Consider the following 26700-nt stretch of genomic DNA (forward strand, 5'->3'; position numbering starts at 1 on the left):
CACCGTCTCACGCGCGCCAGTCGAGCGGCACTTGTCTGCCGCGGTCCCACGGCCGCTCCCAGCCCGCGTGGTGCAGGATCCGGTCGATCACGCCGGCCGTGAATCCCCACACCAGCGCCTCTCCGACCAGGAACGCGGGGCCGCGGTGGCCGCTGGGGTGGACGGTGGTCGCGCGGTTGCCGGGGTCCGTGAGATGCGCCACGGGGACGGTGAAGACCCGCGCCGTCTCCGCCGGGTCGCCGGGGGCGACGGGCGTGGGCTCGCGCCACCAGCCGAGCACGGGAGTCACCACGAAGCCGCTCACCGGGATGTAGAGCCGCGGCAGGACACCGAAGAGCTGCACCCCGGCCGGGTCGAGGCCGGTCTCCTCCTCGGCCTCCCGCAGCGCGGCGCGCAGGGGGCCGTCGCTCTGCGGATCGCCGTCCTCCGGGTCGAGCGCCCCGCCGGGGAATGACGGCTGCCCGGCGTGCGAGCGCAGGCTGCTGGAGCGCTCGATGAGCAGCAACTCCGGCTCGCGTCCGGCACCGCGGCCGCCCCCACGCCCGCTGTCCCGTCCGCCGTCTCCGGCGCGGCCGTCGCCCTCCCCGAAGAGGATCAGCACGGCGGACTGCCTGCCGCCGGACTCCGGCGGCAGGAACCGGCTGAGCTGCCGCGGCTGAACGGTACGGGCCGCCTGCGCGACCGGATCCAGCCAGCCGGGCAGCCCGTCGGCGGTGACGGTGATGTCGCCCGCGCGGGCCGGCCGGGGACTCGCGGAGCCCGTCACTCCGCCCCCAGCGGCGGCGCCGGCCGGCCCGGGTAGTCCGCGGGCGGGTTCAGACGCTGGCCCGGCTGCCCGCCCATCTCGTACTTGAGCAGCTTCTTCGCCTTCTCCGGGTCCGTCTCGCCCTCGCCGTACGCCGGGCAGAGCGGGGCGATGGGGCAGGCCCCGCAGGCCGGCTTGCGGGCATGGCAGATGCGGCGGCCGTGGAAGACGATCCGGTGCGAGAGCATCGTCCACTCGCTCTTCGGGAAGAGGGCGGCGATCTCGGCCTCGACCTTCTCCGGGTCCTCCTGCTCGGTCCACTTCCAGCGGCGGACCAGCCGCCCGAAGTGGGTGTCGACCGTGATCCCCGGCACCCCGAAGGCGTTGCCCAGCACCACGTTGGCCGTCTTCCGGCCGACGCCGGGCAGCTTGACCAGGTCCTCCAGCCGGCCCGGCACCTCGCCGCCGAAGCGGTCCCGGAGCGCGGCGGAGAGGCCCAGCAGCGACTTGGCCTTGGCGCGGAAGAAGCCCGTGGGCCGGATGATCTGCTCCAGCTCCTCGGGGTGGGCGGCCGCCATCTCCTCCGGGGTGGGGTACGCGGCGAAGAGGCCGGGTGTCGTCTGGTTGACCCGGAGGTCGGTGGTCTGGGCGGAGAGGACCGTGGCCACCAGCAGCTCGAAGGGATTACGGAAATCCAGTTCGGGGTGCGCGTACGGGTAGACCTCCGCGAGTTCGCGGTTGATCCGCCGCGCCCGGCGGACCAGGGCCAGCCGCGACTCGGGCTTCGCCGCCCCGGCGGACTTGGCCGCCCGGCCGGCCTTCGCGGCTTTCCGTGCTGCCGCGGGCTCACGTTCGCCCACAGCGGAATCAGGCGCCTCAGTCACCCGTCCGGCCCCCTTATCCTGTGCTCTCAAAGGCGTATTGGATACCCGGCCAGCCTAAGGCCAGGCACCGTCATCCGCCCCGGCCGCAAAGAATCACCCCCCAATCGGCCCCCTGCCGTATGGCTTGCGGCAGCGATGCGCCACACTTGTGTTTGATCACACAGTTTTGCCGTCCGGCATCATGGGGACCAAGGTCCTCTGGGCATGTCGACAAGGAGAGATCTCGTGGACGACGTTCTGCGGCGCGCCCCGCTTTTCGCGGCGCTCGATGACGAGCAGGCCGCTGAGCTGCGCGCCTCGATGGCCGAGGCCACCCTCGCGCGAGGGGAGGCCCTGTTCCACGAGGGCGACCCGGGCGACCGCCTGTACGTGGTGACCGAGGGCAAGGTGAAGCTCCACCGCACCTCCCCCGACGGCCGCGAGAACATGCTCGCCGTGCTCGGCCCGGGTGAACTCATCGGTGAGCTGTCGCTCTTCGACCCGGGCCCGCGGACGGCCACGGCCACCGCTCTCACCGAGGTCAAGCTCCTCGGCCTCGGCCACGGCGACCTGCAGCCCTGGCTGAACGCCCGGCCCGAGGTCTCGACGGCCCTGCTGCGCGCCATCGCGCGGCGGCTGCGCCGGACCAACGACACCATGTCCGACCTGGTCTTCTCCGATGTTCCGGGCCGTGTCGCCAAGGCCCTGCTGGACCTCTCCCGCCGCTTCGGCGTGCAGTCGGAGGAGGGCATCCACGTGGTGCACGACCTGACGCAGGAAGAGCTGGCCCAGCTGGTCGGCGCCTCCCGCGAGACGGTCAACAAGGCGCTCGCCGACTTCGCCGGCCGCGGCTGGCTGCGGCTGGAGGCGCGCGCGGTGATCCTGCTGGACGTCGAGCGGCTCGCGAAGCGCTCCCGCTGATCTTCCGCGGCCCACGGCCGTACCGCCCCACTGGCCTACCGCCCCACGGCGGTACCGGTCCGCCGCGGAGCCGTGTCCTCAGATCAGTCCGTGCTCCCGCAGATAGTCGAGCTGTGCGCGGACCGACAGCTCGGCGGCCGGCCACAGCGTGCGGTCGACGTCGGCGTACACATGGGCCACGACGTCCGGCGCGGAGCGGTGGCCGGCCTCGACCGCCGTCTCGACCTGCGCCAGCCGGCTCGCCCGGTGGGCGAGATAGAACTCCAGGGCGCCCCGGGCGTCGTCGAGCACGGGGCCGTGACCGGGCAGCACGGTGTCCACCCCGTCGTCGACCGTCAGGGAACGCAGCCGCCGCAGCGAGTCGAGGTACTCCCCCAGCCGCCCGTCCGGGTGGGCCACCATCGTCGTGCCCCGGCCGAGCACCGTGTCGCCGGTGAGGACCGCCGCGTCGGCCGGGAGATGGAAGGAGAGGGAGTCGGAGGTGTGCCCGGGGGTCGGGACGACGCGCAGTTCGAGACCGCCGGTGGTGACGACGTCCCCCGCGCCGAGCCCTTCGTCCCCGAGGCGCAGGGCCGGGTCCAGGGCCCGGACCGCCGAGCCGGTCAGCGCGGCGAAACGGACCGCGCCCTCCGCGTGATCGGCGTGCCCGTGGGTGAGGAGCGTCAGCGCGATCCGTTTGCCGGCGCGCTCGGCCGTCGCCACGACCTCGGTGAGATGGGCGTCGTCCAGCGGTCCCGGGTCGATGACGACGGCGAGGTCCGAATCGGGTTCGGAGAGGATCCAGGTGTTGGTGCCGTCCAGGGTCATCGGCGACGGGTTGGGGGCCAGGACGCACACCGCCCGTTCCGTCGCGGGTCCCGAGACGACCAGGCCACGCGGCTGCCCGGGCAGCGCCGCCGCGTCCGTCATGCGCCCGCCCCCTCGGCCGGGGCGGACGGGGACGGCGCCGGAGCGGGAGCGGGAGCCGGGGACGGATCCGGGGAGGACCGCGGCGCTCCGGGCCCGCCCGGGATGTGGGTGGTGAACTCGTCGTTGCCCGGCCAGCTCAGCACGATGCCGTCGTCGCGCAGCTCCGCCACCGCCAGGACGGGCGTGAGCTCCCGGTCCGCGGCCGCGGCGAGCACCTCGGCGGCCGACGCGTACGGCTGGAGGCGGCGCAGCGTGGCGATGGTCGGCGGCATCATCGTCAGGTCTCCCCGGTCGTGTCCGGCGGCAGCCTCGGCGGGGCGGATCCAGACCGTGCGGTCCGCCTCGGTGGAGACGTCGCGGGTGCGCTGGCCGCGGGGCAGGACCGCGGCGAAGAACCAGGTGTCGTAGCGCCGGGGCTCGAACTCCGGGGTGATCCAGCGGTCCCAGGGCGCCAGCAGGTCGCTGCGGAGCAGCAGTCCGCGCCGGGAGAGGAAGTCGGCGAAGGAGAGCTCGCGGGCGACGAGCGCGGCCCGGTCGGCCTCCCAGTCCTCGCCCGTGGTGTCCTCCACGACGGTGCCGGGGCTCGATCCGGCGAGGAGCACCCCGGCTTCCTCGAAGGTCTCCCGGACGGCCGCGCAGACGATGGCCTGGGCCGCCGGCTCGTCGGTGCCGAGCCACCGCGCCCAGTCCGCGCGGGACGGGCCGGCCCAGCCGACGGGGCGCTCGTCGCGGGCGTCGACGCCGCCGCCCGGGTAGGCGTACACGCCGCCGGCGAACGCCATGGACGTGCGCCGGCGGAGCATGTGGACCTCGGGCCCGGCGGTGCCGTCCCGCAGCAGCAGGACGGTCGCGGCCCGGCGCGGCGTCACGGCGGTGAGTTCACCGCTCGCCAGGGCCCGGATGCGTTCGGGCCACTCGGGCGGATACCACTGGCCATTCGTTGCGGACATGGCCGGATGCTATGCGCTCCCGGGCTGATGTTCGAGGGCGACCGGGCAGGTGAGGCCTGCGGCGGCCGGACGGGGCACGGCGGGCCGCACGGCCCGCCGGCCCGGCCGGCGACTTCCGGCCTCCTCGACGGCCCGGCCCCGGGCCCAGCCCCGGGCTCAGCCCTCCACCTCCACCTGGATCTCGACCTCGACGGGCGCGTCCAGCGGCAGGACCGCCACTCCGACCGCGCTCCGCGCGTGCACGCCCTTCTCGCCCAGCACCTCGCCCAGCAGCTCACTGGCGCCGTTGACGACGCCCGGCTGGCCGGTGAAGTCCGGGGCGGAGGCCACGAAGCCGACGACCTTGACGACACGGACGATCCGGTCGAGGTCGCCGACCACGGACTTGACGGCCGCCAGGGCGTTCAGCGCGCAGGTGCGGGCCAGGTCCTTGGCCTCGTCGGCGGTGACCTCCGCGCCGACCTTCCCGGTCAGCGGCAGCTTGCCCGCGACGAGCGGCAGCTGCCCGGAGGTGTAGACGTACGGGCCCGTCCGCACGGCCGGGATGTACGCGGCGACCGGCGCGGCCACGCCGGGCAGCGTCAGCCCGAGCTCCGCGATCCTGTCCTCGACGGCGCTCACGCGGTCTTCTCCCGCTTCAGGTAGGCCACGAGCTGCTCCGTGTTGGGACCCGGTACGACCTGGACGAGTTCCCAGCCGTCCTCGCCCCAGGTGTCGAGGATCTGCTTGGTGGCATGGACGAGCAGCGGCACGGTCGCGTATTCCCACTTGGTCATGGTGGTGACTGTAATGCCTGCGACACCCGGGCTCGTGCGTAGCCCGGGCCCCGACTGGTTAGGCTCCCTTGCATGAGCAGGCTCCACGTCGTCAGCGGCAAAGGCGGTACCGGGAAGACCACGGTCGCCGCGGCCCTCGCGCTCGCCCTGGCCGACGAGGGGCGGCGCACCCTGCTGGTCGAGGTGGAGGGCCGGCAGGGCATCGCGCAGGTCTTCGAGACGGACGCCCTGCCCTACGAGGAGCGCAAGATCGCGGTCGGCCCGGGCGGCGGTGAGGTGTTCGCCCTCGCCGTGGACGCCGAGCGGGCCCTCCTCGACTATCTGCAGATGTTCTACAAGCTCGGCGGCGCCGGCCGGGCGCTGAAGAAGCTCGGGGCGATCGACTTCGCCACGACCATCGCGCCGGGCCTGCGGGACGTCCTGCTGACCGGCAAGGTGTGCGAGGCCGTCCGCCGCAAGCGGAGGAACGGCCGCCCCGTCTACGACCACGTGATCATGGACGCGCCGCCGACCGGCCGCATCACCCGCTTCCTGAACGTCAACGACGAGGTCGCCGGGCTGGCCCGGGTGGGCCCGATACACAACCAGGCGCAGGCCGTGATGCGGGTGCTGAAATCCCCCGAGACGGCGGTCCACCTGGTGACGCTGCTGGAGGAGATGCCCGTCCAGGAGACGGTGGACGGGGTGGCGGAGCTGCGTGCCGCCGCGCTGCCGGTGGGCGGGATCTTCATCAACATGGTGCGGCCGCCGCTGCTCGGCGAGGAGGAGCTGAGCCGGGCCGCGGACGGTGAGCGCCCGGCGGTCGCCAAGGCGTTCTCCCGGGCCGGTCTCGGCGGGGCCCGCCGCGGCGGACTGGCCGAGCGGCTGGTCGATCCGCTGCTGGAGCAGGCCCGGGAGCATGTCGTACGGGTCCGGCTGGAGCAGGAGCAGCGCAAGGAGATAGCCGGTCTCGGACTTCCCGCGCCCGAACTGGAGTTCCTGGACGAGGGCGCGGACATCGCCGGTCTCTACCGGCTGGCCAAGGACATACGGAAGCAGGGAGTGCCGGGGGTGGCCGGATGAGCGGCGAGCGTCAGCGGCCGGAGTCCACCGGGCACTCGGTCCTCGACGGGCCGGTGCCCCGGCTGGACACGGACGCCCTCCTGGACGATCCGGGGACACGCATCATCGTGTGCTGCGGCTCGGGCGGGGTGGGCAAGACGACGACGGCCGCGGCCCTGGGCGTACGGGCCGCGGAGCGCGGGCGCAGGGTCGTGGTGCTCACCATCGACCCCGCCCGGCGGCTGGCCCAGTCGATGGGGATCGCCTCGCTCGACAACATCCCGCGCCGGGTGGAGGGCCTGTCCGCCGGGGATGCCGGGGACACCGGAGCAGCCGGCGAGGCCGGAGGGAGCGGCGAGACCGGAGCCGGAGCGTCCGGCGAACTCCACGCCATGATGCTCGACATGAAGCGCACCTTCGACGAGATCGTCGAGGCGCACGCCGACCCGGAGCGCGCACGGGCGATCCTGGCGAACCCCTTCTACCAGTCGCTCTCCGCCGGCTTCGCGGGCACGCAGGAGTACATGGCCATGGAGAAGCTGGGCCAGCTCCGGGCGCGCGACGAGTGGGACCTGATCATCGTGGACACCCCGCCGAGCCGGTCCGCGCTGGACTTCCTGGACGCGCCCAAGCGGCTCGGCTCCTTCCTGGACGGCAAGTTCATCCGGGTGCTGATGGCGCCGGCGAAGGTCGGCGGCCGGGCCGGGATGAAGTTCCTCAACGCCGGCATGTCGGTGATGACGGGCACGCTCAGCAAGCTGGTGGGCGGGCAGCTGCTGCGGGACGTCCAGACGTTCGTCGCCGCGATGGACACCATGTTCGGCGGCTTCCGCACCCGGGCCGACGCCACGTACCGGCTGCTGCAGGCGCCCGGTACGGCGTTCCTCGTGGTGGCGGCGCCGGAGCAGGACGCGCTGCGGGAGGCCGCGTACTTCGTGGAGCGGCTCGCGGCCGAGAAGATGCCGCTGGCCGGGCTGGTGCTGAACCGGGTGCACGGCAGCGGGGCCGACCGGATCAGCGCCGAGCGCGCCCTGGCCGCCGCGGAGCAGCTCGAGGCGGAGAACGAGTCGGAAAATCTTGAGAACGGCCGCATCGCCGACGCTGCCGGCGGGCAGGCTGACCCCACCGGGACGGTTCCCGGCGATGCCCCGCCCGCGGACTCCCCCGCCGCTCCGGACACCGCCGAGGACGGCGCCGCCGGCGAGCCGGCGACGGCACGGCCCGCGGCGGCGGACGCGGTGGACGGACCCACGGCGGATCAGCTCGCCGCGCGGCTGCTGCGGCTGCACGCCGAGCGCATGCGGACCCTGGCCCGGGAGCAGCGCACCCGGGAGCGCTTCACCGCCGTCCACCCGGATGTGCCGGTGACGGAGGTGGCCGCACTGCCCGGTGACGTACACGACCTGGCGGGGCTGCGTGCCATCGGGGAGCAGTTGGCGGGTCAGCCGGCGGCGGCGTAGTTCCCGGCCTCCTCCAGCTCCACGGGCAGCAGGCCCGAGCTCTGCTCGTACTCCGCGCGTGCGGTCTCCAGCAGCCTGCGCCAGGACGTGACCGTCGGCCGCCGGCGCAGCAGTGCCCTCCGCTCCCGCTCCGTCATTCCCCCCCAGACGCCGAATTCGACGCGATTGTCCAGAGCGTCGGCAAGGCACTCCGTGCGCACCGGACAGCCGGTGCAGACGGCCTTGGCCCTGTTCTGAGCCGCTCCTTGAACGAACAGTTCATCCGGATCGGTAGTGCGGCAGGCTGCCTGCGCACTCCAGTCGGTTACCCAGCCCATGCTGGCGCCGTCCTCTCCCGAATCGAGGCTCCCCCACGGCGGCAGCGGCATATTCACCGTTGCCAGTTGAGGACGTTACGGAAGGTGGACAGAGCGCAACACCCCCAGCGGGCCCAATCTTGAATGGCCCGAACGGACTATGCGTACGCGGCAGATCACCCAACGGAGTGAGCCGGGGACATCACGGAAATCCCGGCCAGAGCGGGGTGGTTCAGGCTCGTCCCGATGGAGATCGGGGGGTACATGTCCGCATTGATGACAGATGTCGCACCCGAAGGAGCGGAAGAGAGTACGCGATGACAGCGTCGTTACGCTCGTGACGAGCTTAGGCCAAGGGATGCGTACCTGTCCGGCGAATGAGAACGTAGGCTGCCTCTATGGCTAACAAGCGCCCCGGCGGTGGCCGCTCGACCTCGCGACAGGCCGCCAAGTTCCTCGGTGTCAGTGTGCTCTCCGGAGCCGTACTGGCCGGCATCGCGCTTCCGGCCGCCGGCGCGCTCGGACTGGTGGCCAAGGGTTCGGTCGAGGGGTTCGACGAGATCCCCGCCAACCTCAAGCGCCCGCCGCTGAGCCAGAAGACCAGCATCCTCGACTCCGAGGGCGGTCTGATCGCCACCGTCTACTCGCGCGACCGCACGGTGGTGCCGCTCAAGGACATCTCGCCCCACATGCGGAAGGCGATCGTCGCCATCGAGGACGAACGCTTCTACGAGCACGGCGCGATCGACCTCAAGGGCATACTCCGCGCGCTCAACAAGAACGCCCGGTCGGGCGAGGTCTCCGAGGGCGCCTCGACGCTCACCCAGCAGTATGTGAAGAACGTCTTCGTCGAGGAGGCGGGCAACAACGAGGAGAAGTTCGAGGCCGCCACCCAGCAGACCCTCGGGCGCAAGATCAAGGAACTGAAGTACGCGATCCAGGTCGAGGAAGAGCTCGGCAAGAAGAAGATCCTGGAGAACTACCTCAACATCACCTACTTCAGCCAGCAGGCCTACGGCGTGGAGGCGGCGGCGAAGCGTTACTTCAGCAAGTCCGCCAAGGACCTGGAGCTGCAGGAGGCCGCGCTGCTGGCCGGCATCGTGCAGTCGCCCAGCCGCTGGGATCCGGTGGCCAACGGCGACCAGGCGCTCAAGCGGCGCAATCTGGTCCTGGACCGGATGGCCGAGCAGGGCCACGTCAGCAAGGCGGAGGCCGCCGAGGCCAAGAAGAAGGACCTGGGCCTCGACGTCAGCAAACCGCAGAACGGCTGCATCACCGCCGTGAACGGCGCCGGCTTCTTCTGCGACTACGTCCGCAGGGTCTTCCTGGGCAGCGAGGAGTTCGGCAAGACCCCCGAGGAGCGGACCAAGCGCTGGAACGAGGGCGGGCTGACCATCCGCACCACCCTCGACCCCAAGGCGCAGAAGTCCGTTCAGGCGTCGGTCAAGGAGCACGTCTACCAGAGCGACGAGGTGGCCGCCGCGGTCTCGCTGGTCGAGCCGGGCACCGGCAAGATCCTCGGCATGGGCCAGTCCCGGCCGTACGGTCTCGCCAAGGACGAGACCACGATCAACTACTCGGTCAACAAGAGCATGGGCGGCGGCATGGGCTACCAGCCCGGCTCGACGTACAAGCCGATCGTCGCGGCGGCCGCGCTCGAGCGGGGCGTCAACCCGTCACGGGCGTACCCGTCGCCGTACGAGATGACCTACCCGAGCCCGGTGCCGAAGTGCGAGGGCCAGTGGTCGTCGGCGAACCCGCCCAAGGTCGCGAACGAGAACGAGTCCGAGGTCGGTCCGTACGGCATGCGGGAGGCCACCGCGAAGTCGGTGAACACCTACTACGTGCAGCTGATCAGCGACATCGGCATCTGCCCGGTGGTCGAGATGTCGGAGAAGATGGGCATCGAGCCGGCCGGCGGTGACGAGCTCAAGCAGGTGCCGTCCGTCACCCTGGGAGTCCAGGAGATGTCCCCGCTGACCATGGCCGCCGGCTACGCCGCCTTCGCCAGCCGTGGCACGTACTGCACCCCGGTCGCCATCGAGTCGATCAAGGACGCCAACGGCAAGTCCCTGGACGTCCCCAAGAGCAAGTGCACCCGGGCGATGAACGAGCGGACCGCCGACACGATGAACACCCTGCTGAAGGGCGTTGTCGAGGACGGCACGGGCACCCAGGCCGGTCTCAGCGGACGGCCCAGCGCAGGCAAGACGGGTACCACCGACTCCCGGTACGCGGCCTGGTTCGTGGGCTACACGCCGAACCTGGCCGGAGCCGTCTGGGTGGGCGACCCGCAGCACCAGCGCAAGATGATCGACATCACCATCGGCGGCGATTACCACCCCAAGGTCTTCGGTGGCGGGGTCCCCGGCCCGATCTGGCGGGACGCGATGGCGGGAGCGCTGGAGGGCAAGGAGGCGCCGGGCTTCGTCGAGGTGCCGATCGCCGACCCGCCGAAGAAGGACGACAAGGAGAAGGACGAGGACGACCGGAAGCCGCGCGACCGTTTCCCGGGCGGCAACGGCGGTCTCATCGGTGGCGGAGGCGACGGAGGCGCCGAGCCGAACCCGACGTTCTCCATCCCGGAGGGCTTCATCCAGGGCCCGGGGAACGGCTCCGGCGGACGCCGCTGAGCGGCCCGGCCCGGCCCGCATCCGACGCGGACGGCCCCGCTCACCCTCCCGCGGGAGAGGGGAGTGGGGCCGTTTCCGTCCAGGTGCGCTGGGCCGCTGTCCGGCTCTCAGCCGGCGGCGAGCCGCTTCTTGACCTCGGCCGCCACCCGGCCGCCCTCGGCCCGGCCCGCGATCCTCGGGTTGACGATCTTCATGACCGCGCCCATCGCCCGGGGACCCTCGGCGCCGCCGGCCACCGCTTCCTTCACGGCCTCGTCCACGATCGCCGACAGTTCCTCGTCGGACAGCTGCTTCGGCAGGTACTCGGCCAGCACCTCGCCCTCGGCCCGCTCCCGCTCGGCCGACTCGGTGCGACCGCCCTGCTCGAAGGCGTCCGCGGACTCGCGGCGCTTCTTCGCCTCGCGGGCGATCACCTTCTGCACCTCGTCGTCGGAGAGCTCGCGGGCGGAGGTGCCCGAGACCTCCTCCTTGGTGATCGCGGTGAGGGTCAGCCGGAGCGTGGAGGAGCGCAGCTCGTCGCGGGACCGGATGGCCGCGGTGAGGTCCTCCTGCAGGCGGTTCTTGAGCGTGGTCATGCCGTGAGTGTGCCAGGAGGGGCGCCGATCCGCCCAGCTCATTAGCCCCGCCCCCTCGGCGCACCGCGCCCGGACCCGGCCCTCGGCGCACCGTGCACATTCCGCCGGGGCGGGGCCCGCGGGGCACCGGCCGCCTCGTCGCACCGCATCCCTCCGGCTCTGCGACCATGGAGGGATGCGCGCGCGATACGCAGTACCCCTGGGAATCACGGCAGTCGGCGCGGCGGGAGTCGCCTACGCCGCCGGCTTCGAAGTCCGCTCGTTCCGGCTGCGGCGGGTGACGGTGCCCGTCCTGCCGCGCGGGATGCGGCCGTTGCGCGTCCTGCAGGTCTCCGACATCCACATGGTGGGCGGGCAGCGGAAGAAGCAGCGCTGGCTGCGCGAACTGGCCGGGCTGCGGCCGGACCTCGTCGTCAACACCGGCGACAACCTCTCCGACCCGGAGGGTGTGCCGGAGGTGCTGGACGCGCTCGGCCCGCTGATGGAGTTCCCCGGCACCTACGTCTTCGGCTCGAACGACTACTACGCGCCCAAGCTGCGCAACCCCGGCCGCTACCTGCTGGAGAAGGTCCGCGGGGAGCACGGGCTGAACGGCAAGAACGATCCGGCGATCGGCGTCCGCCGCAACCCGTGGGAGGGCCTGCGGGACGCCTTCGACGCCGCCGGCTGGGTCGGGCTGTCGAACTCGCGCGGGCGGCTGAAGCTGGACGGCATCGAGATCGCCCTCACCGGCCTCGACGACCCGCACATCAAGCGGGACCGCTACGAGGAGGTCTCCGGCGGCCCGGAGCAGGACGCGGACTTCTCCCTCGCCCTGGTCCACGCCCCGTACCTGCGCACCCTCGACGCCTTCGCGGCGGACGGCTACCCGCTGGTCCTGGCCGGCCACACCCACGGCGGGCAGCTCTGCGTCCCCTTCTACGGGGCCCTGGTCACCAACTGCGACCTGGACACCGAGCGCGTGAAGGGCCTCTCCACCCACCGGGCGGGCGGCAACACCGCGTACCTCCACGTCTCGGCGGGCTGCGGCACCAACCGCTACACCCCGGTCCGCTTCGCATGCCCCCCGGAGGCGACGCTGCTGACACTGGTGGAACGGCGGGACTGAGCGGCGGGCACTCGGTCGGCACGAGGGGCCGCGTGGCCCGGAGGGCTAGCGGCCTGAGCAGCCGGAACGGTCCCCGGGGCCCTGGTCTGGGCGACCGCGGCACCACCCCCGGATATCGGATTTCTCCTGTGGCTCCGGGTCCGCTAAAGTAGAGCTCGTTGCTTCGGGGTGTAGCGCAGCTTGGCAGCGCGCTTCGTTCGGGACGAAGAGGTCGTGGGTTCAAATCCCGCCACCCCGACAGAGAAGTACCAGGTCAGGGGCCTGATCCGCTCAGCGGGTCGGGCCCTTGAGTGGTTCCGGGAGCTACTTCGAGAGCCATGTGGGGGCCCAGTCCGGGGTCTGATTCCTGGCATCTGTAGCCCGCATACCCGAAGCCAATATCTCCGGGCCGGCCAGGAAACTCGGGGCACAGACACAACCGCGGGCCTATGACGAACTCAGAGTGGTTCAGCGCAAAGTGCCGGGCCATGACCTGTCGCCACGCAAGCGTCCGAACCCGGTCGGCCAGTGGAGACCGAGCCGTTGCCTGGCGTGCGTCCGTGGCATTTTCGGCCGCACACCGGCGGCGACCGGATGCGCCGCGTAACCTCGCGGGCATGGAGGCACCCGCACCCGGCGCCGGGCAAGACGGCGCAGCGCAGGACGCCCACAGCGAAGCACGCCGGCGGCTGGACGGGTACACGTACCTCAGCGCGCCCGAGCGGCTGGAGCACCTCGCGATCATGCGGGCCTTCTGCGGAACCCTTCTGGCGGACCTCGCCGTACCGGATGTCCTGACGAAACTGCGCCAGGCCGGAGGCCCTGTCGCCGGGCTCGACGCCGACACCCTCACCGTCCGGTTGGAGCAACTGGTGCGGTGGGGCAACCTGCTGCGCAGCAGCCACACCGTCAAGGCGACCAGCATCACCGAATACCAGCGGTCCCGCGCTCGCTACCAACTGTCGAAGCTTGGCGAGCGCATACAGCGGGACGCCGACGGAGTCCTGGCCGAGGCCGATGCGGCTCGCGAAGTGAGCAACGAACTGCTCGCCCTGGTCGAGCGGGGACTCAAGGAGCTGGCCGAGCTTGTGACCGCGCCTGGCGGCATCGAACCGCAGGACGGGTTGGAACGGGTCAGCACGCTTTTCGTGCAGTTCACCGAGTTCGCTGACTCCATCCGGGACTTCTACGCCTACCTCGGCCAGGTTCTCGCCCGCTACGACCTGGACAGCGCCGAGTACCAGGGCTTCAAGGAGCTGCTCCTCGACTACGTCGAGGCGATCACAGAGGAAGTGGCGTTCCGATCACCACGAATATCGGCGGTCCTGGACACGCTGTGGCCGCACATCCCCGGTCTGCTCACCCGGCTTGACGCCCACGCACAGGGCCTCACAGGGCTGTCACCGCAGGGCGACGGCCGACTGGAGACGCGGGTCCAGCGCAGCCGTGGGCGCGAACTCACGGACTGGGAGGGCCTGCGCGGCTGGTTCAGCGACACCGACGGGCAGGGCAGCCAGGTCGATCAACTACGGGACGCCACCCTCCGTGCGTTGCAGTCGCTGCTCGCCAACGCCAAGCGGATGTTGCGGTCGGCCACCGGGGAGATGTCCCGGCGTAGGGATCTACTGCGGCTGGCCCGGTGGTTCGACGAAGCGGCGCCGCAGGACGCGCACGACATCGCCGTCGCCGCCTTCGGGCTGTACGGCGCCCGCCATCTGGGCATCCCCCCGGCCACCGACGAGGTGGTGCCCGCATACACGAGCTGGTGGACCGGCCCGGTGGTCAAGGTGCCGGTGGCCCTGAGGGAAAGGGGCAGCCGCGCCCAGCGAGGCCGGGCGTCCACGGTGGAGGACCACTCCGCGCAGAAGCAGCGGCTGCGTGAGGCCGCCCGTGAGCGGGCAGCGGCCAGGGCAGCGGCGGCGGATGAACTGCGCAGCGCCTCGGGGCGGTTCGCCGAGATGCGCCTCACCTCTGCAGCGCTCGGTCTGCTCCTGGAGCTGCTGGCCACCGCACTCGGAAATGCGCAGCTCGGGCGTCACGCCAGTGTGGCCGGGGAGGGCACGACGGAATTCGACCTTGACCAAGCGCACAGCGAGGACGCCGAGCTGGGGATCCGGCTCACCGTGCGACGCACGGCGGGCGCGCGATGCGTCCTGCACTCGGCCGACGGCGACCTGCTGCTGGACGACCTGGAACTGGACATCGGCCGTATCTCCTCCAACGCGACCGACGGCGATGGGGAGGTGAGCGTGTCATGACCCTCCCCTCGACACACGACGTCGCCCTGGTCGCCGAGCGCCGCAGCGCCGCACGGCTGCTGCTCGCCCATCCGCTGGTCACCTCGGACGGCCCGCACTCCGACCTCTTCCCGCTGATCCGCAGGCACGCCGACTGGCTGGGCAAGCGGTTCCAGCAGGTGCTCGGCTACCGCCTGCTGGTCGACAGTTCCTATGCCCGGCTGTTCAAGGCAGGGCTGGGGGCAGGCTCAGGTCACCGGTTGGAGCGCTCCACCGGCACCCCGTTCAGCCCTCACACGTACGCATGCCTCGCGTTGGCCCTGTCCGTGCTGGTGACCGCCCCCGAACAACTGCTGCTGTCACAGCTGGTGGCCGACATCAGGGCCGCCGCCGCCGACGCGGAGATCGAGTTGGAGGAGACGGGCAGGGCGGCCGGGAAACGGACCTTGGTAGCGGCTCTGCGCCTGTTGGTCGAGTGGGGCGTCCTCATCGAGACCGAGGGCCATGTGGCCGCGCTCGCGCAGGATGCGGGCGGAGAGGCCCTGATCACAGTGGACCGCGAGCTGGCCCGCGTCGTCGTCGCCGGCCCGCTCGCCCAGGCCCGTGACGGCGCCGACCTCGTCCGGCGGGCGGCGGACCCGGGGTTCAGCGGGCCTCGCACCTACGTGCGCCGGACGCTCGTCGAAACACCCGTCGTCTACCTCGACGAGCTGACCGACGCCGAACGCGACTGGTTGCGCACCCGGCAGCGCCGGGAAGCGCAGGCGTTCTCCGAACTTCTGGGCCTGGAGATGGAAATCCGCGCCGAGGGGGTGGCACTGGTGGACCCCGAGGATGAGCTGACGGATCTGCGTCTCCCGGGCACCGGGACGGTGGCGCAGGCCGCGCTGCTGCTGACGGAACGGCTCGTGGAGCGGCTTCGCCCGCAAGAGCCCGGACACCCGGCGACCGGAGGAACGCTCGTCATAGGCGTCGCTATCCCGGACGGCCTTGTGGACGAGCTGCTGGCCGAACTGGTCACCGAGTACGGACAGCGCAGCAACTGGCAGCGCGGCTACCTGGACGACATCCCCGCCCTGCGGGAGGCCGTGCTGGACCTGCTGGCCCGCATGCGGCTGATGGCCCGCGCCGCCCGGCTGCGTGCTGAGGGGGAGGGCCTGCCGGAGGGGTACGCCGAAGAGGCGCCTGAAGGGCGCACCGTGACCGATGTCCGTGAGGCACGACCCGGCGGTGACGGCTGGGTGCTGCTGGCCGCGGCGGCGCGCTACGCCACCCACGTGATCGTGCGCCCGGCCACCGCCGCTCGAAAGGGCGCCGTCGACGTCCAGGAGGAGTTGCCGCTGTGACCACCAATGCGCGTGGTCTCGTCCCGCTGCCGCGTTCCGGCCCCACGACGACCGCTGGCAGCCGCTTCCGGCTGCACCGCGCGGGCATCCAGAACGTCTGGCAGTACGACGAACAGGAGTTCGTCTTTGGCGACGGACGGCTGCTGCTGCGCGGCAAGAACGGCGCGGGCAAGTCCAAAGCCCTGGAAATGCTGCTCCCGTATCTTCTGGACGGCGACTCACGAGCGCTGGACGCGACGGGCACTGGCAGGACCACTCTCGCCTGGCTGATGCTGGACGGGTTCGAGCAGACCAACCGTCTCGGCTACCTGTGGGTGGAGTTCGGGGGCACGACCGACAGCGGCGATCACCGCCACCTCACGCTCGGCGCCGCCGTCCGAGCCTCGAAGTCGACACAGAGGGCGCTGCCGACGTTCTTCGTCACTCCGCTGCGCGTCGGTGAGAACCTGCACCTGGTCGAAGGCGGAAAGCCGTTGCCGGTCGACCGGCTCAAAGAGCTCGTCGGCTCCGACAACGTCACCGACCGCGCGGTTCTCCACCGCTCGCGGGTGGCCCGGGAACTGTTCGGCATCACCGACGCGACGCGCTACCGCAGCCTCACCCAGCTCCTCCACCGGCTGCGGCGGCCCACGGTCGGGGACCGCATCGAGCATGGAGGGCTGGCCTCTCTGCTGAGCGAAACCCTGCCGGGACTCGACGAGGAAGTCGTCGAGAAGGTCGCGCGCAACCTCCACGACCTTGACGCCGTACGCGACGAACTCGGCCGCCTGGAGCGCACTGACACGGCGCTGCGCACCTTCCTCACCAGTTACCGCGGCTACTTGTCCGGAGTCCTGCGCACCTCCGCGCAGGCAGTGAGCCGGGAGCTGGAGGTCCTCGCGCAGCGACGCCGGGCGGCCGGAGACGCCGCACAGCGGACCAGCGACCTGAGGAGGCAGGAGGAGGAGTCGGAAGCCCGACTGGGAACCCTGCGCGAAGAGGAAGAAGCCGCCCGGACCGACCTCTCCGCCCTCCACGCCAGCCACGCCTACCGCAGCTTGCACGAACTGTCGGAACGCCGCAGCACGGTCGAGGCGCTGCACACCGCCGCCGTAGCCGCCTTCGCCACCCTCAACAACGCCCACGGCGCAGAGGAGGGCGCGGCCGAGCGGCTGGCCGACGGTGTCGAACACCTCGGCAGCCGGCTCGCCGAACTGGGCACCGAACACCGGGAACTGCTGACGCAGGCGGAGAAGGCCGGGCTTCCCACCGGCCATCTCGGTGCGGCAGCGGACCTGTCCCGCACGGTCCGTTCCCGGGCCGTGGAGACAGAGCTGACCGCTCCGGACGGGAAGACGCACCTCGTGCGGCACCGGTCGGTCGTCCGCGTGGACACAGCAGCGGTGCAGAACGGGCTGCGATCCTGGCAGGGACAGATGGAGGGCGCCGAGGCGGTCATGAAAAACCGGACCCGAATGGTCCACGAAGTGACGCGCCTCACCGCACAGGCCGGGAAGGTCCGAGACCGGGCGGTGCAGGCCGACACCGAGCGGGAGCGACTGGAGGGCGAGGCGGAAGAGGCCGCCGACCGTCTCGACGCCGGCCGCGAGAAGGTCGCCGAGGAGAGCGGTGCCTATGTCCGCCGGGTTGCCGAGTGGGCAGCACGCACGCGGACCGCTGTCGGGTCCGGCTGTCCGCCGGTGGACGCCGTCCACACCATGGTTGCCTGCGAGAGCTCCGATGACGCCCCGTTCACGGACCGCACGCTCCCGTCCGACATCGACAGCCAGGCGTGGCAGGCCGCCCATGCCGCACTGGAGCCGTACGGCGAGGAACTCACCGGGCGCCGCGACGCCCTCGCACTCACCGTCGGCCGGCTCGACGAGGAACTCGACGGCCTGGCGAGTCAGAAGCGTGACTGGGAGCGACGTACCGATCCCGAGCCGCCGGTCCCCTACCACCGCTTCGCCGAAAGGACACCAGGCACCGGAGCGCCTTTCTACCGGCTGGTGGACTTCACGGATGATCTGAGCCCTGCGCATCGGGCCGGTCTGGAAGCGGCGCTGGAGGCCAGCGGGATCCTGGACGCGTGGGTCGGCGCGGACGGCGCCCTTGTCGATCCCGGCACCCGTGACACTTTGCTGCGTCCCAGTTCCGGGCTGCCGGACCGACCGAATCTCGCCTCGGCCCTGCGTCCGGCGCCCCAACCGGGGTGCGGTGTCACGTCCGAGCAAGTGGAACACCTGCTGGCCGCCATCGCACTCGCACCGGCCGAGGACAAGTCCGCTCATGATGCGGTGTACTACGACGGAACCTGGCGTCTCGGCATCCTCAGCGGTCGGCACCACAAGAGTGACGCCGAGTACGTGGGAGCCGCCGTCCGCGCCGAGACCCGGCGGCGCATCCTCGCCGAGCTGGAGGAGCGGCTCGCACAGACGGAACACCGGCTGGCCGACGCCCGTCACGAACTCGCCGAGGCCGATGCCCGGCGCCGTGCTCTCAGGCTCGCGGAGCAGGACTTCCCCCGGGCACGAGGTCTCGCCAACGCCTGGAGCAGGGTTGAGTTGGACGAGAGGAGACTGCGTGACCTGACCGCCAAGGCGACCCGCGCGGCTCGGTCGGCCGAGGATGCCCGCGCTCTCGCCGTAGCCGCACGCGCCGAGGCGGACGCCACCGCCACCGCCCATGACCTGCCCAGTGACCCCGTCCAGCTGGAGCCCGTACGCACCGCGCTGGCTGCCCTGCTCACCGGCATCGGACGTCTTCGCAGGGCGGTCAGCGGCACGGGCGACCGGCTCGGCGCCCATCACACCGATGCCGAACGGTACGAACGCGCCCGAACAGACCGTCTGGCCGCGGAGGAGAATTACCGGCTCCGTCTCACCGGGCTGCGTACCGCGCAACAGGATCTGCGCACCCGCGAGGAGGCGGTCAGGGCGACCGAAGAGGAGATCCTCACCCGCGAGCAAGAAGCCAGACAGCGCATCGCGCACGCCGCCCAGGCCGTCCCGGCGGCACAACGCACGCGGAACGACCTGCACGACCGGCGTGTGCGCGCGGAAGAGGAGGAGAAGCGCCTGCGCGAAGACCTGGCCGCCCAGGAGACAGCGGTCATCGCAACCGGCGGCGCCCTTCGCGGCGCACTGGGCCGGCCGGAGGTGGTGCGCGGCGCCGGGCTGGACCGGCCCTCACTGCCCGAGGACGTGGCGGACAATCCCGACTCGGACATCCGCAGCCGTCTGCGAGCGCTACGGGCACTGGCCGACGCGGTACTACAGGCCCTCGGCCGCCCGAAAGGCGAAGTGTCGGACAGCACCCTGCTCAACCGGCACACCGAACTGCGCGACCAACTGGCCGGCGGCTACGACGCGCAACTGGAGGAACGCGACGGGATCAAGGTGTGCCGCCTGATCGACGACCACGGTTCCCACGACGTCGCGGCCGTGGGCGAGCGGATAGCCGGCCAAGCCGCAGAAGCCCGGGGACGGCTCACCGAACGCGAACGTGAGGTCTTCCAGCGATTCCTGACCGGCGAGCTCGGCGACCATCTCTCAGGCCAGGTCATCACCGCGGCGAACCTGGTCGCGGCTCTCAACGACATCCTACGGACCGTACGCACCTCCCACGGTCTCGGCGTGGAGCTGCTGTGGAAGCTGGACGAGGATGTGGACGCAGACGTGAGGGCGGCCGTGGAGCTGCTGCGCAGCCCGTCAAGCCTGCGCACGCGTGAGCAGACCGAGCAGCTCCGCGAGGTGTTGCAACGCCGGATCGAGGATGCCCGCCGGGCCGATCCCTCAGCCGGTTATGCCGCCCATCTGCGGACCGCACTGGACTACCGTGACTGGTTCCGCTTCCACACCTTCGTGGTCGAGGACGCCGCTCCGGGACGGCGGCGGAGATTGACCGGCCGCACCGGGCTCAGCCAGGGGGAGCAGCGGGTGCTCTCCTACCTCGTGCTCTTCGCCGCGGCCGCCGCCCACTTCACCAGCCTCGCCGAGTCGGCTCCACACGCGCCGCGGCTGATCCTGCTCGACGACGCCTTCGCCAAGGTAGATGAACCCACCCACGGGCGGCTGGGGCGAATCCTCGTGGACCTCGATCTCGACTTCGTCCTCACCAGCGAACGACTCATGGGCAACTGGCGGGAGGTGCCGTCCCTGCACATCTACGAATGCCTCCGTGACCCCCATGTGCGCGGGGTGGCCACCCTGCACTACACCTGGAACGGTCGGCACCGGCGTCTGGTGTCCGTATGAGCAAGCTGCCCGCTGCGACACGGGCGTGGCTGGCCGGTCCCGGACTCACCCGGCTTTGGGAAGCGGTACGCAAGCGCCTTGAGAGAAACGGCGTGCAGGCCACCGGGTCCCTGCGGCTGACCTCGGTGAGCGCCGAGGAACGCAACGACTTGTCCCTTCTGCTGGGCAAGCCCTTCACAGGTGCCACGGTCACCGTGCACCTCGACGCACTCGACACCCGCCTGCGCGCCTCGGCGGCCGGGCTAGGGCTCAGAGATGTCCTGGAGGAACTCGGCCGGCCGCTCACCGACCGCCGTGCCGTCCGCGCGGGCATCGCGGCACGGCGTGAACACATCTGGTCGTCGCTCGCCTCGGCGCTGGACACCTCTCCGCTCGCCGGTCAGGAGTGGGCCGGCCAGTGGTACGACCTGCTCCGCCGTACCGGCGTCCCGAGAGGAGTGACTCCTGAAGCGGCGGTACGAACACTTCAGCAGGCTGTCCAGGTCCTCACCGTACTGCTCGGTCCGGAGCGGGGTGGCACCCGAGGCCGGGGAGAACTGGCCGCCATGGCGACCGGGTCCGCACACGGCCTGGACGACGGTACCTGGCTCGCACGCCTCGTCCAACGCGGCATCGCCCTCGCCCACAGCACCGAGTTCCCCGGCGACGCGGCCGGCCGGCGTGCGCTGTGGCGGCTGGTGTTTGTTACACCGGACGAGGTCTCCAGCACAGTGCTGACCTACGGGCTGCGGCCCGTCGGAGGAGGCTGGCGGGAGCAGGCCCTGAGACAGCGGGCCGACCATCACGCCGAAGCCCACCTCACGCCGCGTGACCTGCACGACCTTCACCTGCGACTACCTGCCGGAACAGTGATCCACATCTGTGAGAATCCGCGCGTGGTGGAAGCTGTGGCGGACGCGGCCTGCGTACGGCCCTTGGTGTGTACCTCCGGTAGCGCCGCCACAGTGGTTCTCACCCTCCTCGACGCCCTCACCACGACCGGCTGTCACTTCGCCTACCACGGCGACTTCGACTGGCCGGGCATCGCTCTGGCGAACCGGATCATCCGCCGTTACGGAGCCCAGCCATGGCGTATGACAGCCGAGGACTACGAGCACCTGGCCGCTCACAGCCAGGCCGCGGGTATCCCTCAATTGCAGCTCGACGGCCGACCCATCACAGCGGACTGGGACGCAGGGCTCGCTCCTGCCATGACCGCCCTCGGTGTCGCGCTCCACGAGGAGGTCACCCTCGACCTTCTGGTGGACGACCTGTCGGGTCGGGCGTAGGAACGCCTTGGGACACGGCAGATGCTCAACGGGCCGGGTCCCTGGAATGTCTCCGAGCCCTCTTGTGTACCAGGAGCGCCGGGGGTGCCGTGGCCGTCGTCGGTCCGGGCCGGGCTGATCACTTGCCGTACGCCTGTTTCCACCGTGCTCGGTGACGGGAGTCGCCCTGCCCCCGGCCGTTGACCTCGGTCAGGGACAGCAGGGGGGCGCCGTTGTTCCACAGGCCGAGGTGGTCGCGGTGCACGGCGAGGATTCCGTGTTGCAGCGCGAAGTTCTCGGAGGGGCGGCTGAACCGCGTGGTCGTGACGAACACGGCCAGGTCGGCCCCGAAGTGCACCTTCGCGCCCAGCAGATCGCGCAGTTCGCGGCTCGCGATCGTGCTGGTGGGTGCGTAGCGCTTGCACTGGATCACCATGCTCCGGCCGTCGGGGAGACGACCGACGACATCGGCGCCGTTGTCGTTGGCGCCGCCCACGCGCCGGACGTCGGTGCAGCCGTCCCGCCGGCAGAGGCTTGCGACCAGTTCCTCGAACTCGGTGCCGGTCATAGCGTCCACCTCGGCGAGTGTCCTGTGCCCGGCCTTCACCGCTTCTTCCTGTCGCCAGAGGCTGTCCCGGCCGCGCGCCAGCCGGTCCGTGCGCCACAGCCACCAGCCCACGGCTCCGATGCCGCCGAGGATGAGGGCTCCCACGAGGTACGGCCACACGTCAGACCAGAACATCACGAGCGGGATCAGTGCCAGGCCGCCTGCGGCAGCCGCCTTCTTCAGCCGCGCGGCCCGCCGCCTGCGAGCAGCTGCGCCCCGTCCGCGCCCCCGTCCAGCCACCATCAAAGCTCTCCCCCAAGTCCGGGTGGTTTCGTCTGCATCGCCTACGCCGCAGCAGCGGTTGCGGCCGCCTCCGTGATGCGGAGCAGCCGGGCCAGTTCCCGCCGCCCGCGGTTGATCACATCGAGCGCCTCCGCCGGGTCCGCCTCCGGTGGCAGCGGGGTGTCGGTGAGAAGGTCCGTAAGGGTGTACCGGCCGAGCAGCCAGCGCTGCAGTGCGCGCCAGTCCGTGCACCGGTCGAAGGGCACGCCCTTCGACCATGGCAGTGCCTCGTACCGGGTGCCGTCGGTGCCGTTCGCGTGAAGCAGTCCGGAGCGGCGTACAAGGCACGGGAAGCAGACACCGCAGTTGGCGATGCGAGGGCCGCCGCTGCGGCGGGCGGGTGGCCTGCTGCAGCTCAGGGTGGATTCCAGGTCGGACGGGGTGAGGCCCGCCTCACGTCCGGCTTCGCACACCTCGCCCTTCGTCAGTCGCGCCCAGGGATTGACCACCCGTAACACGCTGCCAGTCCCGCTCACAGCTGCCACCAGAGCATTCAGACGACCCAGTGTCCACGGGTGCACGGAACGGGTGGAGCAGGCCGCCGAACGTGCGGGTGTCAAAGGTGGGTTGAGGGCGAGCTGGCCGTTCTCGGGGATGTGGACGGTGTCCGCTCCGTGCGCGGTGGCGGCGCGGATCGCGCCCGCCGCGTACAGCAGTCCCCGGGTGCGGGAGGAGGTTTCCAGCCGCTGTCCGGTACCGTCGCCCGCCGGGGTCTGACTCATCGGAAGCAGCGTCACGGGTCGTTGGCCGCCCAGGTGTTCTACGGCCTTGTACACCCTCTGCTGGAGACGCAGCAGTCCGATCTCCCGGAACATCACGAGCAGCAGCGGCCGGGGGTCGTCGGCACGCGCACGGGTGGCGGCCCAGCTGAGGGAATCCAGTCCACCGGAGAACAGCGCGACCTCCGAGGCGCGCGGGTCCTCGGGGGAGACGATCACCTCCTCGACGTAGTTGTCGGTGAGGGGCCGGAATTCCACGTTCCAGAGGTCTCCCGTGAGGATCCGAAGCAGTGCGGCGAGGTGTCTGCGGGCGGCTGCGCTCTGCCATCTTTCGTGCTCCGTGACGGGCACGGCCAGGCTGATGCGGCGGGTCCACCGGTCCGGGACGGCGGTCCGGCGCACGTACTTGTCGGCGATGAACGCGGCCCGGGCGACGCGGAACAGGTCCTCGGCCCAATCGGGGACCGGGCCGGGCAGGTGGTGTCGGCCGGTGACACGGCGTTCCTTCTCCTGGAAGGACTCCTCGCCGATCTCCGTCCACCGGGTGTCGCGAGGCCTGTCCCCTCGGGGGCCGCTCCACCACAGGGCATGGCCGGTCCCTGTCATGCCGCGGCTCCTTCTGATCCGGTGATCTCCTCGGTGATCAGGCCGAGTGCCCGGCCTACCGCCCGCGGGACCAGCGCCCGCGCGATCTCGGGCAGCGCCGGCGGTGGGTGCTCGGCGGTGCCGGTGCCCACAGCCTGTGCGAGATCCGTGGCTTCGGCGGACTCCTCGCAGGGGTTCGGCACCAGGTCCACCACCTTCTCCGCGACCCAGTCGGCGATCCGGCCTTCCGGATCGGCCGCGACGAGCGCGGGCACGGCCAGCCGGACGTGCTCGGCGGCGACGGACCGGAGAAACTCCCCCACCATGTCGGCGAAGAACACCTGGTAGAGATCACAGAGGATGTCCCCGGCGAAGCCGCCACGCGCGGCGCCTCCCCCCATGGCCTCGTCCAGTTCGGGGTGCCTGTTCCGGACCTCACGGACCGCCCCGGCCACCGCCCGGCGCACCGCGGCGTCGGCGAGTGTGCCCCCGTCTCCCCCGACCTCCGGGACGAGACGCGCGACGAGCGCCTGCTCCGACTCCGCGCCCTCCGCGGCCAGCGGGCCAAGAGCTGCGGCGAGCCGTTCACCGGCCGCACAGGCCGTGTCGTACAACCCGAAAGCCGACCGATCGGCACGGATCGTCTCGTGCAGGGCATGGAGATGGTCCGCGGCGATCTCGTCCAGCCGCTGATCCGCGTTGCGCGAGTCCTCTCGCCAGCGCGCCAGCCGCCTCCCAGCGGAGCTCCACCGCTCGCCGTTCGGCCCTTTCCATCGCGTGGATGTGCCCACATCGCCCCCAACGATGGTCCCCAACCCGCTCTTCATCCATGGCATCAGACCGGACTATCCCCAGGTAGGGTGTGACTCGGCCAGGGCAGCACGGAACCGTCCGTCGACCAGCCGGCCACGAGTATCACTCTCTGCGACACATGCAACCCTAGAGCGTGACGAGACGTAACGCTGAGTCACGGGCATAACGCAGGCCCTGATGCAGGGCAGGCCAAAGGCTGGCAAGAATGGGCCTTGCGCCGTGCGTCACGTGGTTCGCACCTGTTGCGGTGTCGGCGGCGGCTGAAAAGTTCTCAAGCGACGCCGACATTGCGGAACGCTAAGCCAGTCCGTGCGGCTCAGCCGAGGTCGAGCTGTTCGCCACGGTCGGGTTCCGCGGGCACAGCGGGAAGGGCGGACTCAGGGGTAGCCGCTGGCTGAGGTCCCGGGGGGGGTGCCTCTATGTCTTTCGTCAAGCGAGTCGTGGGGTTCTGGGTTCGTAGAAGGTGCCGTCGCGGAGCATGGCGAAGAGGACGCTGATGCGGTGGCGGGCGAGGCGGAGGAGGGCTTGGGTGTGGGTTTTGCCCCGGGCTCGGCAGCGGTCGTAGTAGGTGCGGGAGGCGGGGTCGTGGAGGGCGGCGAACGCGGAGAGGAACATCGCGCGTTTGAGCTGTCGGTTTCCGCCTCTGGGGGCGTGTTCGCCGTGGATGGAGGATCCGGACTGTCGGGTGGTGGGGGCGAGGCCGGCGTAGGAGGCGAGGTGGGCGGCGGTGGGGAAGGAGCTGCCGTCGCCGATGGTGGTCAGGAGGACTGCGGCGGTCCTGACGCCGATGCCGGGCATCGAGGTCAGGACCTGGGAAAGAGGGTGAGCCTCCAGCAGGGTCTCGATCTGGGTTTCCAGTGCGCGGCGTTGTTCGTGGACGGTGGCCAGCGACTTGGCCAGCGAGGGCACGATGACGTCCAGGGTGCCGGTTCCCGGGACGACGACGGTCTGTTCGTCGAGGGCGGTGAAGATGTCGTTGACGAGTCGCTGGGCCATGCGCGGGGCCTTGGGCCGTATGACCTCGACGAGTTTGCGGCGGCCGGCCTTGCGCAGGGCGGCCGGGGAGCCGTAGCGCTCCAGTAGCCAGGTGATGGCGGGATGGTCCAGGCGGGGTCCCAGGACGCGTTCGAGGCTGGGGTGGAACTGGGTGAGCAGGCCGCGGATGCGGTTGGAGGTGCGGTTGGCCTCGCCGGCCAGGTCCTGGTCGAAGCCGACCAGCATGGTCAGCTCGGCGGTGATCTCGTCCGTGAGGTCGAGGGAACGCAGGGTGTGGGGCATGGTGCGTGCAGCGTCCGCGATAACGGCCGCGTCGCGGGCGTCGGTCTTGGCTTCACCCGGGTAGAGGTCGGCAATCCTGCGCATCGCCAGCCCGGGCAGATAGGCGACCTGGCAGCCCGCGTCGCGGGCGACGGTCAGCGGCAGGGCGCCGATGGAGGCGGGCTGGTCCACGATCACCAGCACCCGGCCGAACTTGTCACGGAGCTTGTCGAAGACGGCCCGCAGTTTCGGTTCGCTGTTGGGCAGCGGCTTGTCGAACACCTTCTTCCCGGCCGGGGTGAGTCCGTGTCCGTGATGGCTGCTCTTGCCGACGTCCAGGCCGAGGAAGACGCCCGTCTCGTCGATGTCGATCACCGTGCCCCCACATGCGTCGATGCCGTGCCGGCCTCGGTGGCGGGGCCGTTCGCGCGCATCCACGTTATGCAGACCTGCCGCCCGCGAGTGGCCGGGCATTGCGCCCGGCCGGGCGGTGGTCGGGCCTCTGATCAGCGTCTCCGACGGCACCCCTCGGGCCCGGTGACACCACCCCCCAGGTCATCCCAACGACAGGGGGCAACAGTCATGCCGGGCCCGGAGGCCAGCAGCCCTCTTGCAGGACCGCGAAGAAGATAACGGGGAGCCATCTGGAAGCCAAGCCGCTCCCCGAGACCCTTGGAGACCAGCCGAGACCACGACAGGCCAATGCCCTGACCAGGGAAAGCACCGTCCACGCAGGCCAGATCAGCAACCACCGTCGTCACCGGCCAGGTGACGCGGGGTGGCCCAGTAAACCGGGTCCGGCAGGTTTGTCGCTGCGCAGCCGCTCACCAGTCGTTTAGGGATCTTTCCTGCTGCCTGTGGCGAACTGGTGGATAGATGAACATGTAGGGTCTCAAGTTTTGCTTCGGAATCTCACGCCTGGTGCCGGATGGTTGCCGGACCCGACCTGGCGCTGAGACGCACAGCCGCGCCGGGAACAGCGGGTGCGGCCGGCGCTGTTGCATCGACCGAGGGACCGGCGCTGCATGACGAGGAGCTCGGAGACCACAAGGTCATCCGCCCCGACAGGATCCGGGCCCCGGGATCGCGGTACGCCCGCCGCGCACTCGACCAAGA

General features: G+C 71.1%; 21 protein-coding genes and 1 tRNA gene. 10 read left to right on the forward strand and 12 right to left on the reverse strand.

The annotated features are described in order from the left end of the window. Nucleotides 1–7: 7 nt before the first annotated feature. Complete coding sequence (locus SXIN_RS14180) at nt 8–766, reverse strand: NUDIX hydrolase (protein ID WP_019707553.1); 759 nt, start codon at nt 764–766, stop codon at nt 8–10. After that, on the reverse strand, nt 763–1605 hold the full coding sequence (gene nth / locus SXIN_RS14185; protein WP_019707552.1) for an endonuclease III: 843 nt from the start codon (nt 1603–1605) through the stop codon (nt 763–765). Before nth ends, SXIN_RS14180 begins: the two co-directional genes overlap by 4 nt. Before the next feature lie 249 nt (nt 1606–1854). On the opposite strand from nth, the gene SXIN_RS14190 reads away from it, so the two are divergent. Then, a complete protein-coding gene (locus tag SXIN_RS14190; protein ID WP_019707551.1) occupies nt 1855–2529 on the forward strand; it encodes a Crp/Fnr family transcriptional regulator in 675 nt (224 codons plus the stop codon). Between the two features lie 78 nt (nt 2530–2607). Here SXIN_RS14190 and SXIN_RS14195 read toward each other — a convergent pair whose 3' ends face one another. From SXIN_RS14195 to SXIN_RS14210, 4 genes are all read right to left on the reverse strand, one after another. After that, nucleotides 2608–3438 (reverse strand): MBL fold metallo-hydrolase, encoded by an 831-nt coding sequence (locus tag SXIN_RS14195; RefSeq protein WP_019707550.1) that lies wholly within the window; start codon nt 3436–3438, stop codon nt 2608–2610. Continuing rightward, entirely contained in the window at nt 3435–4388 is a 954-nt protein-coding gene (locus SXIN_RS14200) for an NUDIX hydrolase (RefSeq protein ID WP_019707549.1), read from the reverse strand. The genes SXIN_RS14195 and SXIN_RS14200 overlap by 4 nt, the downstream gene beginning before the upstream one ends. Nucleotides 4389–4544: 156 nt before the next feature. Then, on the reverse strand, nt 4545–5009 hold the full coding sequence (locus SXIN_RS14205; RefSeq protein ID WP_019707548.1) for a RidA family protein: 465 nt from the start codon (nt 5007–5009) through the stop codon (nt 4545–4547). Continuing rightward, entirely contained in the window at nt 5006–5164 is a 159-nt protein-coding gene (locus SXIN_RS14210; protein ID WP_019707547.1) for a Sp36 family protein, read from the reverse strand. Before SXIN_RS14210 ends, SXIN_RS14205 begins: the two co-directional genes overlap by 4 nt. A gap of 72 nt (nt 5165–5236) precedes the next feature. Between SXIN_RS14210 and bagA the strand changes: the two genes are divergently transcribed. Further along, the gene (gene bagA, locus SXIN_RS14215) at nt 5237–6226 is read left to right on the forward strand and encodes an ATPase BagA (RefSeq protein WP_019707546.1); all 990 of its coding nucleotides are present in this window, start codon (nt 5237–5239) and stop codon (nt 6224–6226) included. Next, a complete protein-coding gene (gene bagB, locus SXIN_RS14220; RefSeq protein ID WP_095757068.1) occupies nt 6223–7665 on the forward strand; it encodes an ArsA family ATPase in 1443 nt (480 codons plus the stop codon). Before bagA ends, bagB begins: the two co-directional genes overlap by 4 nt. On the opposite strand, the gene SXIN_RS14225 is transcribed toward bagB, so the two are convergent. Beyond that, nucleotides 7647–7982: a WhiB family transcriptional regulator gene (locus SXIN_RS14225; protein ID WP_039820431.1), complete on the reverse strand. Its 336-nt coding sequence runs from the start codon at nt 7980–7982 to the stop codon at nt 7647–7649. The two genes, bagB and SXIN_RS14225, sit on opposite strands and share 19 nt — an antisense overlap. A 377-nt stretch (nt 7983–8359) precedes the next feature. Between SXIN_RS14225 and SXIN_RS14235 the strand changes: the two genes are divergently transcribed. Continuing rightward, nucleotides 8360–10594: a transglycosylase domain-containing protein gene (locus tag SXIN_RS14235; protein ID WP_019707544.1), complete on the forward strand. Its 2235-nt coding sequence runs from the start codon at nt 8360–8362 to the stop codon at nt 10592–10594. 107 nt (nt 10595–10701) lie between these two features. Here the strand turns inward: SXIN_RS14235 and SXIN_RS14240 are convergent, their stop codons facing one another. After that, nucleotides 10702–11169 carry a GatB/YqeY domain-containing protein gene (locus SXIN_RS14240; RefSeq protein ID WP_019707543.1) on the reverse strand — a complete coding sequence of 156 codons (468 nt, stop codon included), beginning with the start codon at nt 11167–11169 and terminating at the stop codon, nt 10702–10704. A gap of 175 nt (nt 11170–11344) precedes the next feature. On the opposite strand from SXIN_RS14240, the gene SXIN_RS14245 reads away from it, so the two are divergent. From SXIN_RS14245 to SXIN_RS14270, 6 genes are all read left to right on the forward strand, one after another. Next, nucleotides 11345–12277, forward strand: a complete 933-nt coding sequence (locus SXIN_RS14245) for a metallophosphoesterase (protein WP_019707542.1) — start codon at nt 11345–11347, stop codon at nt 12275–12277. Between the two features lie 164 nt (nt 12278–12441). Then, nucleotides 12442–12515: transfer RNA gene (locus SXIN_RS14250), tRNA-Pro, on the forward strand. Between the two features lie 358 nt (nt 12516–12873). After that, nucleotides 12874–14514 carry a TIGR02677 family protein gene (locus tag SXIN_RS14255; RefSeq protein ID WP_019707541.1) on the forward strand — a complete coding sequence of 547 codons (1641 nt, stop codon included), beginning with the start codon at nt 12874–12876 and terminating at the stop codon, nt 14512–14514. After that, the gene (locus tag SXIN_RS14260) at nt 14511–15839 is read left to right on the forward strand and encodes a TIGR02678 family protein (protein ID WP_019707540.1); all 1329 of its coding nucleotides are present in this window, start codon (nt 14511–14513) and stop codon (nt 15837–15839) included. The genes SXIN_RS14255 and SXIN_RS14260 overlap by 4 nt, the downstream gene beginning before the upstream one ends. Beyond that, nucleotides 15836–20074, forward strand: coding sequence for a TIGR02680 family protein (locus SXIN_RS14265; protein ID WP_019707539.1), 4239 nt, complete (start codon nt 15836–15838; stop codon nt 20072–20074). The genes SXIN_RS14260 and SXIN_RS14265 overlap by 4 nt, the downstream gene beginning before the upstream one ends. A gap of 92 nt (nt 20075–20166) precedes the next feature. Beyond that, a complete protein-coding gene (locus SXIN_RS14270) occupies nt 20167–21342 on the forward strand; it encodes a TIGR02679 family protein (protein ID WP_019707538.1) in 1176 nt (391 codons plus the stop codon). 118 nt (nt 21343–21460) lie between these two features. On the opposite strand, the gene SXIN_RS14275 is transcribed toward SXIN_RS14270, so the two are convergent. The 4 genes from SXIN_RS14275 to SXIN_RS14290 form a co-directional block, all read right to left on the reverse strand. Next, on the reverse strand, nt 21461–22063 hold the full coding sequence (locus SXIN_RS14275; RefSeq protein WP_019707537.1) for a restriction endonuclease: 603 nt from the start codon (nt 22061–22063) through the stop codon (nt 21461–21463). A 149-nt stretch (nt 22064–22212) separates the two neighbouring features. Continuing rightward, nucleotides 22213–23535 carry a 7-cyano-7-deazaguanine synthase gene (locus tag SXIN_RS14280; RefSeq protein ID WP_019707536.1) on the reverse strand — a complete coding sequence of 441 codons (1323 nt, stop codon included), beginning with the start codon at nt 23533–23535 and terminating at the stop codon, nt 22213–22215. Beyond that, nucleotides 23532–24350 carry a hypothetical protein gene (locus tag SXIN_RS14285; RefSeq protein WP_157916289.1) on the reverse strand — a complete coding sequence of 273 codons (819 nt, stop codon included), beginning with the start codon at nt 24348–24350 and terminating at the stop codon, nt 23532–23534. The genes SXIN_RS14280 and SXIN_RS14285 overlap by 4 nt, the downstream gene beginning before the upstream one ends. 406 nt (nt 24351–24756) lie before the next feature. Further along, nucleotides 24757–25959 carry an IS110 family RNA-guided transposase gene (locus SXIN_RS14290; protein ID WP_019707043.1) on the reverse strand — a complete coding sequence of 401 codons (1203 nt, stop codon included), beginning with the start codon at nt 25957–25959 and terminating at the stop codon, nt 24757–24759. Between the last annotated feature and the right edge of the window lie 741 nt (nt 25960–26700).

The sequence above is a fragment of the Streptomyces xinghaiensis S187 genome (genome assembly GCF_000220705.2).
GTDB classification, from domain to species: Bacteria; Actinomycetota; Actinomycetes; order Streptomycetales; family Streptomycetaceae; genus Streptomyces; species Streptomyces xinghaiensis.